We start from the raw sequence: 14,790 nt of genomic DNA, 5'->3' as shown, positions 1-14,790 counted from the left end.
GTTACTAATTAACATTCAAATTAGCTTCTTAATCGATTAGCAACGGATATGAAACAGAAGTAGATGAAACCCTCTTTACAATTAAAATTTAGCCAATCACTGACCATGACGCCGCAATTGCAGCAAGCCATTCGCCTGTTGCAACTTTCGACTCTGGACTTACAACTAGAAATTCAAGAAGCCCTGGATTCCAATCCCTTATTGGAAATCGAAGAGCCCACCGATAATGCTTCCGGTGATAGTGCCTTAAGTGATGCCTCACTGGATCCGGCCAATAAACCCGATGGCTCAGAAGTAACCGATCCCAATAGCGATAGCATCGATGCCGGTGACGCCTTGGAAAAAGGCGATATTCCCGAAGACTTGCCTCTGGATAGTACTTGGGATGAATATATCAGTGCCTCATCGGCACCCGCCCCCATGTCAGGAGGCGGTTCGGATGATGAGCAGATTTTTCAGGGTGAAACCATAGAGAATATTCAGGATCATCTGTTATGGCAGATGCGGTTAACACATTTTAGTGAGACGGACGTGGCGATTGCCACAGCCATTATTGACTCCATCGATGACTCCGGCTATTTAACCATGAGTGCACAAGACATATTGCTGAGCATGGATGACGAAGAAATTGAATTGGATGAAGTGGAATGTGTGCTTAAACGTATTCAGATGTTCGATCCTGTTGGTTCAGGCTCACGTACCCCACAAGAATGTTTACTGGTGCAATTACGCCAATTTGCCCCGGATACGCCTTGGCTGGAAGAAGCCAAGATGTTGATTGGCGAATACGCTGAATTATTGGGTAGCAAAGACTACCGCACCCTGATGCGCAAAACCCGGCTCAAGGAAGAAGAATTACGCGAAGCCATGCGCTTGCTCAAAACCCTGAATCCGAGGCCAGGTAGTGCCTTGATTAAAGGTGAAGCAGAGTATGTGATCCCGGATGTGTCAGTGGCGAAAAAGAATGGCCGCTGGACGGTGGAACTCAACCCCGACAGTTTACCCAAGCTGAATGTTAATCAACAATATGCGGCCATGAGTCGTAATGCGAAAAACACCAGTGACAGCCAGTTTATCCGTTCACATATGCAAGAGGCAAAATGGTTTATCAAGAGTGTGGAAAGCCGTAATGAAACCTTGCTGAAAGTCTCCAATTGTATCGTGCAGCAGCAAATGGGTTTCTTCGAACACGGCCCGGAAATGATGAAACCTATGGTGCTTAACGATGTTGCCGAAATGGTCGAGATGCACGAATCAACTATTTCCCGGGTGACTACCAAGAAATATATGCATACTCCCAGGGGTATTTTCGAGCTCAAGTATTTCTTTTCCAGTCATGTGGCGACCGAAACAGGCGGTGAATGTTCATCTACGGCGATACGTGCATTAATCAAAAAACTGGTGGCTGCAGAGAAACCCAGCAAACCGTTAAGTGATAGCAAGATTGCTCAATTGTTGGCCGATCAAGGTATTATGGTTGCAAGGCGAACAATAGCAAAATATCGGGAGTCTTTATTGATACCCCCGTCTAACCAACGTAAAAGTCTTTTTTAGACTGATTGTAGAAGGAAGAGGCGATATGCAAATAAATCTTACAGGTCATCACGTGGACATTACCGATTCACTTAAAGATTATGTCGATAGTAAATTTATTAAGCTTGAGCGACATTCGGATCAAATCAACAATGTGCATGTCATATTGAATATTGAAAAACTCAATCAAAAAGCAGAAGCTACCTTGCATCTCAACGGCGCCGAAGTATTTGCTACCGCGGAACATACCGATATGTACGCGGCCATCGATGGCCTGATTGACAAATTAGACCGTCAGGTGCTCAAGCATAAAGAAAAAGTTAAACGCCATTAACCCATTAGGCAGATAATGGAAATTTCAGACATACTTAATCCTGACTGCGTACTATGCGCAGTTCAGGCTAGCAGCAAAAAACGCATTCTTGAGCTTATCAGTCTGATTGCCAATCAGCATTTGATCGACATAGATCAAGCAACTATTTTGGCCAGTTTAGTGAGCCGGGAAAAAATGGGTAGTACGGGGATTGGCGGCGGTATTGCATTGCCTCATGGTCGGCTCAAAGGCTTGGAAAGTGCATTGGCAGTGTTGGTAACCTGTCAACCTGCTATAGAGTATGATGCCATTGACAATATGCCGGTGGACGTTTTTTTCGCTATCCTGGTGCCGGAAGAAAAAGCCAAGGAACATCTGCAGACCCTCTCTAGCATTGCCGCCAAACTCAGTGACAAAGAGTTGCTCAAACAATTGCGCAGTGCCATCAGCGCTGAAGAATTATTTCAGGTAATCAGCTGATATGAAGCTCATCATCATTAGCGGGCGTTCTGGCTCAGGGAAATCCGTCGTTTTACGTTCACTGGAAGATCTCGGTTATTACTGTGTGGATAACATTCCGGTAAACCTACTGCCCACGCTCACCCATACAGTAGTAGATGAATACGACCAGGTGGCGGTTAGCATCGATGTGCGTAACTTACCCAAAAATCCCAGTGAACTGGTGGAAATTCTGGATTATCTGCCGTCGACATGGGAAATGACCATACTCTATCTGGATGCCAGTGATGACGTACTGATCAAGCGTTTTAGCGAGACCCGCCGCTTGCACCCCTTGTCAAAACAGAATAAATCTCTGTCGGATGCCATTCAGGCCGAGGGGCAATTATTGGCCCCCATTGCCGAGCGAGCAGATTTGTATCTGGATACGGATCAGTTATCTGTCCATCAGCTGGCTGAGCTGGTACGGGAGCGTATTCTTGGCAAAAAAAGCTCGCGCCTGGTACTGGTTTTTGAATCTTTTGGTTTCAAACATGGTATTCCTAAAGATGCGGACTACGTTTTTGACGGACGTTTTCTACCCAATCCCCACTGGGAACCGGATCTGAAACATCTGACCGGTCTGGATTCTGCGGTGGAAATCTTTCTCGGCTCACAACCCATAGTGACCAAATTTATCTGGCAAATTCAGAACCTTATTTCCACTTGGTTGCCCCATCTTGAACGCAATAATCGCAGCTATGTGACAGTGGCGATAGGCTGCACAGGCGGTCAGCATCGCTCCGTGTATGTGGTGGAAATGCTGGCCAAAACCTTTAGCAGTTCGCATCCGGATGTACAGATCCGCCACCGGGAATTAAACCGTTGAGTGGTTCGATACGTTTGGAAAAGACGTTGTTGATCGTCAATAAGCTGGGCCTGCACGCACGGGCGGCCACCCAGTTAGTCAAGCTGGCCAATCAGTTTGATGCACAGGTTACTTTGTATCAGGGGGACAAAACCGCCTCAGCAAGCAGCGTGCTTGGCTTGATGATGTTGGAGAGTCACCAGGGCAAAAAAGTGCGGGTGGTCAGCGAAGGGGTCGATGCCGAACAGGCGCTGGCTGCTGTTGAACAGTTAATAGTGGGAAAGTTTAACGAAAATGAGTAGTGCCGGGGTCTTAATTTTGAGTGCAAAATACTTGATATTAACAACTTGGATTGGCGCTTAACCCAGCCAAAGTGGTTTTGACGGCGTACTTCTTGCCTGCGCTTATGCCAGCATGATATTTAAAACCGAACCATTCACTGGACCATCAAGGGGCTAGTGATCACCAGAAACACCAATAATTGACCCCCTGGGCCTGTAAAAATGATTCAGCATCTTTGCCTTGTAATAGCGCCATGGTGGCCAATAATCCCGCCTGCACACAGTAAGTCGTGGCAACCGTGACTGAACGGGGAGCGTCATTAACTGGGTAACCGGTTTTGGGATTAAGAATATGGCCGTAACGTTTACCCTCGTTAATCATGAAACGGCGGCTGTCGCCACTGGTGGCCAAGCCTCCAGAGGCTATCTGCACCATGGCCTGACTTTGATAATTGTTTTTCGGATCCTCTATGCCCACATGCCAATAAGGGGCGTATGAACGAGGCCGGGTAACCTGAATATCACCACCAAAGTTCACCAGCACTGATACGTGAGGAGCTTCCTTGCGGCATAACTTGGCCACAGCATCCACTGCGTATTCTTTGCCTATACCCCCCAAATCCAGTTCGAAACCGGGGGGCAGAGTGATGCTCGTGGCATCAATGTCAACCTGCTGCCAGCCCACAAACGGTAGCAGATCGCTGATTTGAGCAGGAGTGGGAAACATCCCTTGTGCGTTAAATGTCCAGGCCTTGCGTAATATTCCGGACGTGAGGTCGAAAAGGCCCTCGCTCAATTCAAAACAGCTCTGGGCGAAGGTCAATAACCTAAGGGTTTCAGGGTCTAGCTGCACCTTTTGACCATTGCTATGGTTGATGTCAAACATCAAATTATGGGGCAGATAGCGGCTGTATTTTTGCTCGATGCGTTGGGTTTCCGCCATCGCCAGTTTAAGCAAGTGTTTGGCCAGTGAGGCATCATCGGTATCAATGAGTAATTCACAATCACTGGCCATAGCCGTGAAACGGCCATGCCAGTAACCTTCGTTGTGAGTCAAGGTATGTTGTACAGCCATGGCTTCCACTTCCACTGTCTAGGTTGTGCATACTATAACTTGTTTAGTTTTTAAAAACGGTAACTGACTTGGGCAATCACGGCCTTCACGGCGGGATATAATTCTTCACCTTGTAAGGCACCCGGCTCAGCAAATCCGGCGTTTTGGGGATCCTGCTGATAATATTCCAGGCGCACCGCCCACTCACGTCCATTTTCTAGTTCCATACCGTATTTCAGACCCAGAGTATAAGCTGTCATTTCACCCAGGCGGTAATCTGCACTGGCGAGCGAGGGTAAAAGCGAATCAGCTAACAAAAAGGGTTGATAGAAGTCTGCCGCACTTTGCTGGTAATAACGAAAGTGTGGCTGCAGATAACTGCTATCCGTCACGGGGATCCTAAATCGCGAATCAATGGTGTGGGAATTAATATCCCAATCGTCCGTGGCAAAGCGGTATGACACATCCGCCACGCCATAATCTGAGGCATATTTGGTCTGCCAGTAGAAACTATGTTTAGTGCGTTTATCTGGTCGGTTTTCGTGCACTATGTCCTGGGTCAAACCTTCATCATCTACCACACTTAACAACTTGTAGGGATCGGTCAGGTAACCATCGGCCACGGAAAAGCTGTAGTTAAATTGCATTAACATCTGGCGGTTGATGATCTGGGTTATCCCAAACAAAACATCCAGGGTGTTTTTATCTTTGCTGTCATTGCTGCGAGTCGCAGCGAACGCCTGATCGAAGGCGGTATCATCGGCAAATTGTCCATTATTGACCACCATACCCGACAAGCCAATGGGCGCTTCACCGACGGGATTAATGGCGTCATACTGGTAGGATAAACCCAAAGAGGCAGTGGTATTTTTCTGGTTAAAGTCGCGCTCCAGCGAGCCGTTGATCCCCAGCGATAGGTAGTCGTATTCTTTAGACATATGTGCACCTGCACTGCCGCGCATATCTTCCCATAAAGGTTGAGTCCATTGGGCGCTAAGCTGCACCCGGGTATCTTTAAACGTATCATCCAGTGGGGTATCGCCAGGATTGATGACATATTGTCCATTACCGGAAGGGCGGGTAAAGGTTTGCACCCCAGGTTGGGCCACTGCACCGGATGCTGAAGCGCCAGTTAGGGTATCGATGGCTATTTTACCATTAAAAATTCGTTCACCAGCGAAGGTCTTATTCGCGTTAAATACACCTTCAGCAAGTTGTACCCGATCAGTCTCGCCGTAATATAAGATTGCCGTATCAAATTGCCACTCATCGCCCTTGCTTTCTTGCGCCTGGAGTTGAGTACCAAGCAAAGCACAGGTCGCTGCTGCGAGACTCAGACTAACGTTTTTTGCCGCTTTTAGTTGCATCCACAACCTCCACCGGCAAAGGATCTGCCACCACTGGTGGCTTCTTTACTAAAGTAAATATGATCGTCTAGGCCTATATCGATCCCCTGTGAATTGAGCGCCATTTCTTGGGTCGCTAACAGGTCGCGCTCCCAGGGTTTGACACCCAGATTAGCGCAACCGCTGAGCGATACAATAGCCGTTATAACGGCGACTTTTGCAAGGGTAAGGTTAGTAAGCATAGGTGCTACTCCGTTTCATTCAATAAAGTGATTAATTGCTGTTCGTAGTGGACTTGTTTGGCGCTAAAAAAACCTTTGTGCGTGAACCGAATTTCGCCCTTTTTATTGATAAAGTAACTACTGGGCATACCGATTATTTGATATTGTTCGGCCAATTCACCCTCTGGATCGTAAGTTACGGGAAAGTCCGCTGGGATTTTCTGTAAAAATGTTGTGGCCAATGCGGTATCTGCATCCAGGTTTATCCCAACCACCACTAAACCCTGATCGGCATATTGTTGACTAATGTGATTCATCCACGGAAAAGACTTGCGACAGGGTTTGCACCAGGATGCCCAAAAATCCACGTATATGACCCGGCCCTTGAGCTCACTTAACTGAACGGTCTGACCATCCAGGGGCAAGGCAAAGTCAGGTGCCGGGCTGGCCACACTGGTCAATGATGTAAGTAATAAAAGCAGGGGTAACAGACGCATGGGACACCAAAATGGATAATTCTAGGATCCCAGTCTAGGTATTTAAACTTAAGGAAATATTAGATTGTTCAAAAGGTGTGAAAAATTGTCAGTGGAGCGCCAATTGGAGCTAGTTACGTGAGCTAAACTTTTGTCCACAGCAGGTGCTGCGGACAAAAGAAAAAAACTATGGATGTCTAATAATAACGTAAGTCCCGCACCTTGCCCCAAAATACGCGATAAGAAAACAGGGTGTAACCTAAGATGCAAGGGATAACTATTATTGCCCCATACAAGATAAACCTTAAAGACCCTGGTGCGCTGGCCGCTTCTGAGAGAGTCAGTTGACCGGGTACCACATAAGGGTAAAAACTTAACGCCAGACCGGCAAAACAACAACAAAATATCAGGGCAGCCACTACAAAGGGCAGCCAGCAGCCATTGTCATCGACCAGAGGCATGCGTTTTAACACCCTATCGCCTATGGCAAACAAGGCAAAACTCAGGGCCGGGATCGCATAGATAACATAGGCTAAGGGAAAGTTGGTCCAGCGCTCCAACGCCAAAGGGTTAACCAATGGGTTAACGATACACACAGCCAATATGCCGCCAAAACATATACGTCCGGCCTTGCGCGCCCAACGAATGGCGGAAAGTTGCAATTCATCTTCGGTTTTCATTACCAGCCAAGCGGCACCGATAAAGGTGTATGCCATGGTTACCCCAAAGGCACTGATACAGGCAAAAAATATGCCCTGTACTGAATAGTCGAAACCCATCACATACATGCCCAACATAAAACCCTGGCTCAATGAGGCGATTATAGAGCCGGTTTTAAACACCTTGTCCCACAGAGGTTTTCTAGTGACTTTTACCTTGGCCCTGAAATCGAAGGCCACGCCGCGTAAAATCAAGCCTATTAACATAATAGTAGCCGGCAAATACAACGCCTTGAATATGACGTTATTGGCGCTGGGAAACGCGATCAGCATTAAGCCAACAGCTAACACTAACCAGGTTTCGTTGGCGTCCCAAAACGGCCCGATTGAGGCAATCATCTGATCGCTGTGTTGTTCATTATGCAGGGGTAACAAAATACCTACCCCGAGGTCATAACCATCCAAAATTGCATACACCAGTATGGCCAGCCCCATTAAACCGGCAAAAATAATAGGTAGGGAGGCATCTGCGATCATGATTTAGCTCCTTTGAGTTCATCAGTAGTGGCGTTATAACTCTCATCGGGCTGGAAGTTGCGTTGAGTGGAGCGTTCATCCAGTTGAATTTCTTCAATTTGAACGGCATTGCGGGCCATTAAAAACAAGGTACGCAGGTAAACAATCAGTAGCACCCCATACACGCTCATAAATAGGGTAAAGGTAATAAGCACATTATCGGGAGCGATATCAGTTACTGCATCTGTGGTTTTGAGCAAACCGCTGACTAAATAGGGTTGACGGCCAATTTCGGTCACATACCAGCCAGCCAGCGTTGCGATCCAGCCGGAAAATGTCATGCCTACCAATACCCTGAGTACGGGTTTGGAAAGCTCTTTGCCACGTATGAGTTTGAAGCTGACAAACCAGGAAACGAGCAACATCAGCATGCCCACACCGACCATGATGCGAAAGCCGAAAAACACCGGGGCGACAGGGGAATGTTCGCCTTTGAACTCGTCAAGACCGCGTATTTCACCTTGTGGATCATGGGTTAGAATGATACTGGCCATATTCGGGATAGCCACTTCATAATGATTACTGCGGGTCTTTTCATCGGGTATGGCGAATAATAATAACGGTGCGCCTTTTTGTGTTTGCCAGACCCCTTCCATAGCTGCGACTTTTTGCGGTTGGTATTCCAGAGTATTCAAGCCATGCAAATCACCGACAAATACTTGCAGGGGCATGAGTATGGCGGCTAAAAATATCGCGGTTTTTAGGGCCAGGTGAGGTGCTTTTTTATTGTCTCCTCTTAGCAGTCTGTATGCCGATAATCCGGCCATTAAAAAGGCAGCGGTCAAACCTGAGGCAATCATCATATGACTGAATCGATAGGGAAAGGAGGGATTGAAAATAATTTCCATCCAGTCTTTTGCGTAGACCACGCCGTCAATTATTTCATGGCCTGTGGGGGTTTGCATCCAGGAATTCAGCGCTAGGATCCAAAACGCCGACAATGAGGTGCCAACGGCTACCATAAAGGTCGCCAGGGTATGGGCCCAGCCGGGTACCCGGGTAATGCCAAATAACATTACTCCCAAGAAGGTGGCTTCGAGAAAAAATGCCGTAAGTACCTCGTAGCCCAGCAGCGGACCAGCCACATTACCTACTTTGGCCATGTATCCCGGCCAGTTAGTGCCAAACTGAAACGACATGGTGATGCCGCTGACGACCCCCAGGGCAAATGACAATGCAAATATCTTGACCCAGAATCGGTAGGCACGCATCCACACCGGGTGGCCGGAAAAATTAAAACGTACCCGGAAGTAAAATAACAACCAGACCAGGGCGATAGTGATAGTGGGAAACAGGATATGAAAACTCATATTAGCGGCAAATTGCAGCCTGGAGAGCATCAGTACATCGGCCATGTGGCACCTCGTGTTGTGGGGGAAAGGGTAACAAAACAGAATTGCGTCCCACATCCCCAGCTATGTGTTAACGTCATCAATTGTTTTTCAGCGGAAGGTCTTGAGACCGGTTGATCAGTTTATTTTTGAGTTCGATAACCTTACCGACCCCAGAACCGAGTTTCATCAGAGTATTGAGGGTATTGGGATCCATGCTCTGTAATTCGCTGGTCCACTTACTGATGGCTTCCAGTAAGTCATGAATTTCTTGTAACTTGATTTGGGCATGTTGTTCAGCGCTGTTGGCCGGGTGATCCAGCAGAATATCCCGCAACAAACTCAAGGTTGGATCCATTTCTCGTTTACGCCGCTCTTCAAAGACTTTATTGGCCATTTCCCAAATGCTGCCAGCGGCTTGATAATACTCCTTACGATCTCCCGGTACGTGATGTTGTTTAGTTAACTGCCAGGAGTGCAGCTCTTTTAGTCCCATACTAACATTGCCTCTGGAAATACTAAGGGCGTCTGCAATCTGGTTGGCGCTTAAAGGCGTTTCTGAAATAACCAGTAAGGCATACATCTGCCCCACAGTGCGGTTAAAACCCCAACGGCTGCCCATTTCACCGAAATGCATGACAAAGGATTCGATCATCGGCGTCATTTTCACGTTGTAATCACTCTAGTTATCTATATTAGTGAATGTTCAGAAATTACTGAAAGTTTAAATGTTATTCAGCGTCAGTCAATCAAATTCCTTGATGAATTTTGGCATATGAGTTTTGCGCTGGGAAATCGGAATGGGCCTTACGGCTAAGGGCAGCGCGGGAGACTTAAGCATCTCTTCGTGCATTTAGCGCTCAATGGTCCAATCCTGCAAGTCAGTCCTATACACAGAAATGTGTCAACAACGGACAAAAATTGTTTAAACGAAGGGCAAAAATGCGCGAATCAACGGCAATAAAGCTGACAATCATCGGTTGGTGCATCAACACTCCGATAAAGCCTATTATTGCAGCTATTGTGATCAGTGCCGTCAGCTAATAAAAAAGGGCAAGGGTGAATAAAGCTTAGGAATAACATCACGCGCCTTTCGTGCGTCGCAACGCCAGTCGAACCTGCTTTTCGACCTCAATGATAGTAAATAATGTCACACCGACACCCAAGATCAGTATGCCGTCCCAGAATTGAATGGCTACGGTAGAAAATATAGATTGTAGCGGGGGTAGGTAGGTGATTGCGAATTGTGCAGCAGTAACAGCAATCACTACCGACCAGACTACTTTGGTACCGCGCACCGCTTTCCAGGTTAGCGAGGTGCCGTAGATATTACGGATGAAAAACAGGTGGAAAATTTCCATCACTACCAGGGTATTGAGGGCGATAGTGCGGGCGAGTTCCACTGAATATTCCTGGTCGATGGCGTAATGGTAAGTACCAAATACGCCACAGAGGAACAAAAAAGATACCAATATAATATGCCAGACCAAATCATTGCTCAGGAGTGGCTCTTGACGAGCGCGGGGTGGCCGGCGCATGGTATTTTCTTCGGTTGGTTCAAAAGCCAGTGCGATACCGAGCGTAATAGCGGTAATGAGGTTGACCCAAAGGATTTGAATGGCTGTAATCGGCAGCGTCATGCCCATAAGCAATGCCACGATTATCGTCATTGCTTCACCGGCGTTGGTTGGTAGCGTCCAGCTGATGACCTTTTTGAGATTGTCATAAACGGTGCGCCCTTCGCGCACAGCTGCGACTATAGAAGCGAAATTATCATCGGCAAGTACGAGCTCCGCTGCCTCCTTGGCAGCCTCACTCCCTTTTAGTCCCATGGCGATGCCCGCATCGGCTCGTTTGAGCGCCGGAGCATCGTTCACCCCATCTCCGGTCATCGCTACTGTAAAGTCATGGGATTGCAATGCCATGACCAGCCGCAATTTTTGTTCAGGGCTTGTGCGTGCAAAGATATCGCAATTCAACACTGCCTGGCGCAGGCTTACGTCATCCAGGCCATCGAGATCTGCGCCGGTTAACACTGTTTCTGAATTTTGCAGACCAATTTGTTTGCCGATTGCGGCAGCGGTTTTGCTATGGTCACCGGTTATCATTTTTACACGGATACCTGCACCATGGCATTGGGCAACCGCCGCAATCGCTTCATCCCGAGGTGGGTCGATCATCCCCACCATACCCAGCAGCGTTAGCGAACCTTCCACATCTGCATGTTCCAGTACGGTATTATTCGGCGGAACCTGTTTGACGGCAAAAGCCAGTACACGCTGGCCGAGAGCGGCGATGGATTCTGCCTGCTCGTTCCAATAAGCGTTATCCAGTGGTTCTGTTTTTCCATCTGCGTCACGTTGGTTGCCACACATGGCCAGGATCCTCTCCGGTGCGCCTTTGACGAATACCCAGGCATGGTGTTCATGGTCGTGATTCAGAGTTGCCATGAAACGGTTTCGAGCGTCAAAGGGTATCGCATCGGTGCGTGTCCATATGGCCTGTTCCTGGCGGATATCTACATTCATTTTCCCGCTAAAGGCCAGTAACGCTCCCTCCATCGGGTCGCCTTCTACCACCCACACATCATCATGCTCGCGCAGCGCGCCATCATTGCAAAGTGTTGCTGCCCTGGCGAGCTCTTCCAGTACAGTATGTTCGGCAGGAGAAACATGGGAGTCGTCCAGTTTTAGTGCACCTTTGGGTTCGTATCCGTTGCCTTGCACCTTAAAGAGGTAACGGTGGGTGAGCACCGAGGCCACCATCATTTCGTTGCGTGTTAGCGTGCCGGTCTTATCGGTGCAAATTACGGATACCGCCCCCAGTGTTTCAATGGCAGTCAAACGTCGCACAATCGCGTTACGCCGGGCCATAGCCTGCACGCCGATTGCTAATGTTATCGTTAGCACGGCCGGCAGGCCCTCGGGGATAGCAGCCACCGATAGCCCCACGACAGCCATGAACATTTCTCCAAAGTCATGATGCCCGACAAAATAACCGAAGACGAGTAATAGAGCCGCTATGATAAGGATCAAAACGGTCAGCCATTTGGCGAACACGCCCATCTGTGTCACCAGTGGCGTGGTCAGCGTTTCTACTTTCGACAACAAGCCGCTGATACGACCAATCTCTGTGGCTGAGCCGGTGGCAACTACCACCCCTTTGCACTGGCCACTGGTGACCAGCGTGCCGGAGAAGGCCATACAGGTTCGATCCCCCAGTGATGAATCCTCGGCCACCGGCTGTGTGTGTTTATCTACGGGCACAGATTCGCCCGTTAAAATCGCTTCCTGTACGGTCGTGCTGTGCGCGCTAAATAGTCGAAGATCAGCTGGGACCTTATCGCCTGCCTCTAATAATACAATGTCGCCGGGAACTAATTGCTCGCCATCGATAGTGATTCGCTGGCCACCACGGATCACTTTGGCTTTGGGGGCTAACATATGGCGAATGGCATCCATGGCTTGTTCCGCCTTACCTTCTTGAACAAAGCCGATAATGGCATTGGCAATGACCACCGCCAATATCACACTGGTATCAATCCAGTGCTCAAGAATCGCTGTAATCACGGCAGAACCGAGCAGCACATATATCAAAATATTGTGAAATTGCAGCAGCAAGCGCATGAAAGAACTACGCCGAACGGCCTGTGGCAGGCGGTTGGCACCATGGGTTGCAAGACGTGTTATGGCATCGTCTTGGTCCAAGCCAGTGGTGGATGTTTGCAGATTTTCAAGAGCAACGTCTGCAAAAACACTATGCCATATGGCCTGAGCTGGCTCAGATTTCAGTTGCTCCATGTCCGCCTCCACTCTTGACGAACTGTGGCATATAGGACTGTTTGCTTAAGCGCCGGTAGGCTGGGCCGCAAATGGATTTTACGTTGACACAAGCTACCGTAGAGCAGAGTGTTGATCCCAGTTTGCCCGCATGGAATTGCATTTGAATAGAATGAACTGGTTGGAGGAACGTCGGATTGAATCTTTTTTTAGTCATGACATTGTGCACCACATAAAAGAGTATCGGTTAGCTTTGTAAATTGGCTAGTGTTAATTTCACATATAATGATTACATGAAATAGCGCAAATCAAATGACCTGTGTCAATCTATCTGAACGAACCCGCTCTTTATTGTATGCCTGCTAAATAACTGCGCTCGGTTAGGTAGCCACTAATATTTCTGACTGGCCAGTAAATACGTCATAAGGTGTTTTAAAACATCCCGTCTTTCTGAGGTGGGGCTTGATATTATCAACTGCCCCGGTGATAAGTCTGGATGAGCACAGAAAATACGCGCATCTAAACGGTGTATCTGTGTATTCATGTTGAGTGATTTTTTTATCTTAACGCAACTGGTACACGACTATGTGCAGCCAAATATTCCAAGAATATAGAGCCTAATCTGATAACATTTGGAAGTACAAATAGCTTAACTATAATAGCTATCCCGCTAATCTAAGAAATTGCTCTTATTATGAAATTCCCAATATTGGTACAAAAATTTATCTGTCGCCTAACCTTCAGTTATTTATGTTTGCTGTTAGCAAGTTGTGTGACGGTACCGGACGGGATCGCACCCGTTAACAACTTCGAACTATCCCGTTATTTGGGAACCTGGTATGAAATCGCCAGGTTAGATCATTCTTTTGAACGGGGTTTAGAACAAGTTACTGCTTCCTATTCTCTGCAAGATGATGGCGGGGTAAAGGTGGTTAATCGCGGATTTAATGTGAAAAATGAGCAATGGGATGAGGCTCAAGGAAAAGCCTACTTTGTAGCGGATAAACATATCGGGCATTTAAAGGTGTCTTTTTTCGGCCCCTTTTACGCGAGCTATGTGATCTTTGCATTAGACACTGAAGGTTATGAATACGCCCTGGTTACCGGTCCGGATCGGGACTATTTGTGGATTTTAGCCCGTCAGCCAAATTTGTCAGCCCAGCGTTTAAATGCTCTGGTTAAGCAAGCCAAGAACCAGGGATTCGATACCCGGCAACTTATTTATGTAAAACACTAATCGTTGTTGTGGCCCCTGATCTGAGTATTTGCCCGAGTAATTGGTGTTCCTACCTCAATATATGGATAATATCGCAAAATTTGGCCTGTCAGCATTTCACCGAATATGTTTGTCCGGCATCTATTGAACTACAGGAATACACCATGAGTGATTTACCCAACTGTCCTAACTGCCAGTCTGAATTTACCTACGAAGATGGGAATATGTTTGTATGCCCTGAATGTGCTCATGAATGGGCAAAAAATAGCTCTGAGAATAATGATGAAGAAAAAGTGGTCCGGGATGCTAATGGCAATACTTTGACCGACGGAGATACGGTCACCGTGATTAAGGATCTCAAAATAAAGGGCTCATCCTCAGTGGTTAAAGTGGGCACTAAAGTTAAAAATATCCGTCTGGTGGACGGGGATCACGATATTGACTGTAAAATAGATGGCATAGGCGCCATGAAGTTAAAATCGGAATTCGTTAAAAAAGTATAGGGATTGACGCCTCTATTTTGATTTATCACCGGTCTAACTAACACGTACTCTGCGACTAAACTTGTTGGCAATGGGTATTTAGTGCAAGAAGTGTATACTTTTGCTTAGTTTTTAGACATTATTCTGTCAGTGAATAAGCAGTTTTACTTTAGTCATCACAACTGTCCTGATTGCTGGCTCCACCCTTCATTTTCAA

At 47.3% G+C, this 14,790-nt stretch carries 15 protein-coding genes; 7 read left to right on the top strand and 8 right to left on the bottom strand.

The window, feature by feature from the left end; translation table 11 throughout:
• Positions 1-63: 63 nt before the first annotated feature.
• From AC3RV5_RS20615 to AC3RV5_RS20595, 5 genes are read left to right on the top strand one after another with little or no spacing between them, the layout of a single operon-like run.
• The gene (locus AC3RV5_RS20615; protein ID WP_489729444.1) at positions 64-1,554 is read left to right on the top strand and encodes an RNA polymerase factor sigma-54; all 1,491 of its coding nucleotides are present in this window, start codon (positions 64-66) and stop codon (positions 1,552-1,554) included.
• Positions 1,555-1,579: 25 nt separating this feature from the next.
• Positions 1,580-1,867, top strand: coding sequence for a ribosome hibernation promoting factor (gene hpf, locus AC3RV5_RS20610; RefSeq protein WP_489729443.1), 288 nt, complete (start codon positions 1,580-1,582; stop codon positions 1,865-1,867).
• 15 nt (positions 1,868-1,882) lie between these two features.
• On the top strand, positions 1,883-2,326 hold the full coding sequence (gene ptsN, locus AC3RV5_RS20605) for a PTS IIA-like nitrogen regulatory protein PtsN (RefSeq protein WP_489729442.1): 444 nt from the start codon (positions 1,883-1,885) through the stop codon (positions 2,324-2,326).
• 1 nt (position 2,327) lies between these two features.
• Positions 2,328-3,173, top strand: a complete 846-nt coding sequence (rapZ, locus tag AC3RV5_RS20600; RefSeq protein ID WP_489729441.1) for an RNase adapter RapZ — start codon at positions 2,328-2,330, stop codon at positions 3,171-3,173.
• An 8-nt stretch (positions 3,174-3,181) separates the two neighbouring features.
• On the top strand, positions 3,182-3,454 hold the full coding sequence (locus AC3RV5_RS20595) for an HPr family phosphocarrier protein (protein ID WP_489732224.1): 273 nt from the start codon (positions 3,182-3,184) through the stop codon (positions 3,452-3,454).
• A gap of 160 nt (positions 3,455-3,614) precedes the next feature.
• Here the strand turns inward: AC3RV5_RS20595 and AC3RV5_RS20590 are convergent, their stop codons facing one another.
• From AC3RV5_RS20590 to AC3RV5_RS20555, 8 genes are all read right to left on the bottom strand, one after another.
• Positions 3,615-4,508, bottom strand: a complete 894-nt coding sequence (locus tag AC3RV5_RS20590; RefSeq protein WP_489729440.1) for an FAD:protein FMN transferase — start codon at positions 4,506-4,508, stop codon at positions 3,615-3,617.
• Positions 4,509-4,558: 50 nt separating this feature from the next.
• On the bottom strand, positions 4,559-5,854 hold the full coding sequence (locus AC3RV5_RS20585; protein WP_489729439.1) for a DUF3570 domain-containing protein: 1,296 nt from the start codon (positions 5,852-5,854) through the stop codon (positions 4,559-4,561).
• Positions 5,845-6,075, bottom strand: a complete 231-nt coding sequence (locus AC3RV5_RS20580) for a DUF4266 domain-containing protein (RefSeq protein ID WP_489729438.1) — start codon at positions 6,073-6,075, stop codon at positions 5,845-5,847. The genes AC3RV5_RS20585 and AC3RV5_RS20580 overlap by 10 nt, the downstream gene beginning before the upstream one ends.
• Positions 6,076-6,080: 5 nt before the next feature.
• Entirely contained in the window at positions 6,081-6,551 is a 471-nt protein-coding gene (locus AC3RV5_RS20575) for a TlpA disulfide reductase family protein (protein ID WP_489729437.1), read from the bottom strand.
• A gap of 176 nt (positions 6,552-6,727) precedes the next feature.
• Positions 6,728-7,726, bottom strand: a complete 999-nt coding sequence (locus AC3RV5_RS20570) for a cytochrome d ubiquinol oxidase subunit II (RefSeq protein ID WP_489729436.1) — start codon at positions 7,724-7,726, stop codon at positions 6,728-6,730.
• Complete coding sequence (locus AC3RV5_RS20565; protein ID WP_489729435.1) at positions 7,723-9,120, bottom strand: cytochrome ubiquinol oxidase subunit I; 1,398 nt, start codon at positions 9,118-9,120, stop codon at positions 7,723-7,725. The genes AC3RV5_RS20570 and AC3RV5_RS20565 overlap by 4 nt, the downstream gene beginning before the upstream one ends.
• Positions 9,121-9,196: 76 nt before the next feature.
• The gene (locus tag AC3RV5_RS20560; RefSeq protein ID WP_489729434.1) at positions 9,197-9,766 is read right to left on the bottom strand and encodes a GbsR/MarR family transcriptional regulator; all 570 of its coding nucleotides are present in this window, start codon (positions 9,764-9,766) and stop codon (positions 9,197-9,199) included.
• A gap of 412 nt (positions 9,767-10,178) precedes the next feature.
• A complete protein-coding gene (locus AC3RV5_RS20555; RefSeq protein ID WP_489729433.1) occupies positions 10,179-12,896 on the bottom strand; it encodes a cation-transporting P-type ATPase in 2,718 nt (905 codons plus the stop codon).
• Positions 12,897-13,569: 673 nt separating this feature from the next.
• Here AC3RV5_RS20555 and AC3RV5_RS20550 point away from each other — a divergent pair.
• Complete coding sequence (locus AC3RV5_RS20550; RefSeq protein ID WP_489729432.1) at positions 13,570-14,112, top strand: lipocalin family protein; 543 nt, start codon at positions 13,570-13,572, stop codon at positions 14,110-14,112.
• Positions 14,113-14,255: 143 nt separating this feature from the next.
• On the top strand, positions 14,256-14,594 hold the full coding sequence (locus tag AC3RV5_RS20545; protein ID WP_489729431.1) for a zinc ribbon domain-containing protein YjdM: 339 nt from the start codon (positions 14,256-14,258) through the stop codon (positions 14,592-14,594).
• The last annotated feature ends 196 nt before the right edge of the window (positions 14,595-14,790 follow it).

This window comes from Paraglaciecola sp. IT1134 (assembly GCF_058068185.1).
Note: the sequence above shows the minus strand (reverse complement) of the source record. Positions and strands in the feature narration are given on the sequence as shown.

Excerpts from the sequence above, each read along its gene's own strand:
- AC3RV5_RS20615 (WP_489729444.1), top strand. The coding sequence starts at position 64 with ATGAAACCCTCTTTACAATTAAAATTTAGCCAATCACTGACCATGACG.
- hpf (WP_489729443.1), top strand. The coding sequence starts at position 1,580 with ATGCAAATAAATCTTACAGGTCATCACGTGGACATTACCGATTCACTT.
- ptsN (WP_489729442.1), top strand. The coding sequence starts at position 1,883 with ATGGAAATTTCAGACATACTTAATCCTGACTGCGTACTATGCGCAGTT.
- rapZ (WP_489729441.1), top strand. The coding sequence starts at position 2,328 with ATGAAGCTCATCATCATTAGCGGGCGTTCTGGCTCAGGGAAATCCGTC.
- AC3RV5_RS20590 (WP_489729440.1), bottom strand. The coding sequence starts at position 4,508 with ATGGCTGTACAACATACCTTGACTCACAACGAAGGTTACTGGCATGGC.
- AC3RV5_RS20585 (WP_489729439.1), bottom strand. The coding sequence starts at position 5,854 with ATGCAACTAAAAGCGGCAAAAAACGTTAGTCTGAGTCTCGCAGCAGCG.
- AC3RV5_RS20580 (WP_489729438.1), bottom strand. The coding sequence starts at position 6,075 with ATGCTTACTAACCTTACCCTTGCAAAAGTCGCCGTTATAACGGCTATT.
- AC3RV5_RS20575 (WP_489729437.1), bottom strand. The coding sequence starts at position 6,551 with ATGCGTCTGTTACCCCTGCTTTTATTACTTACATCATTGACCAGTGTG.
- AC3RV5_RS20570 (WP_489729436.1), bottom strand. The coding sequence starts at position 7,726 with ATGATCGCAGATGCCTCCCTACCTATTATTTTTGCCGGTTTAATGGGG.
- AC3RV5_RS20565 (WP_489729435.1), bottom strand. The coding sequence starts at position 9,120 with ATGGCCGATGTACTGATGCTCTCCAGGCTGCAATTTGCCGCTAATATG.
- AC3RV5_RS20555 (WP_489729433.1), bottom strand. The coding sequence starts at position 12,896 with ATGGAGCAACTGAAATCTGAGCCAGCTCAGGCCATATGGCATAGTGTT.
- AC3RV5_RS20550 (WP_489729432.1), top strand. The coding sequence starts at position 13,570 with ATGAAATTCCCAATATTGGTACAAAAATTTATCTGTCGCCTAACCTTC.
- AC3RV5_RS20545 (WP_489729431.1), top strand. The coding sequence starts at position 14,256 with ATGAGTGATTTACCCAACTGTCCTAACTGCCAGTCTGAATTTACCTAC.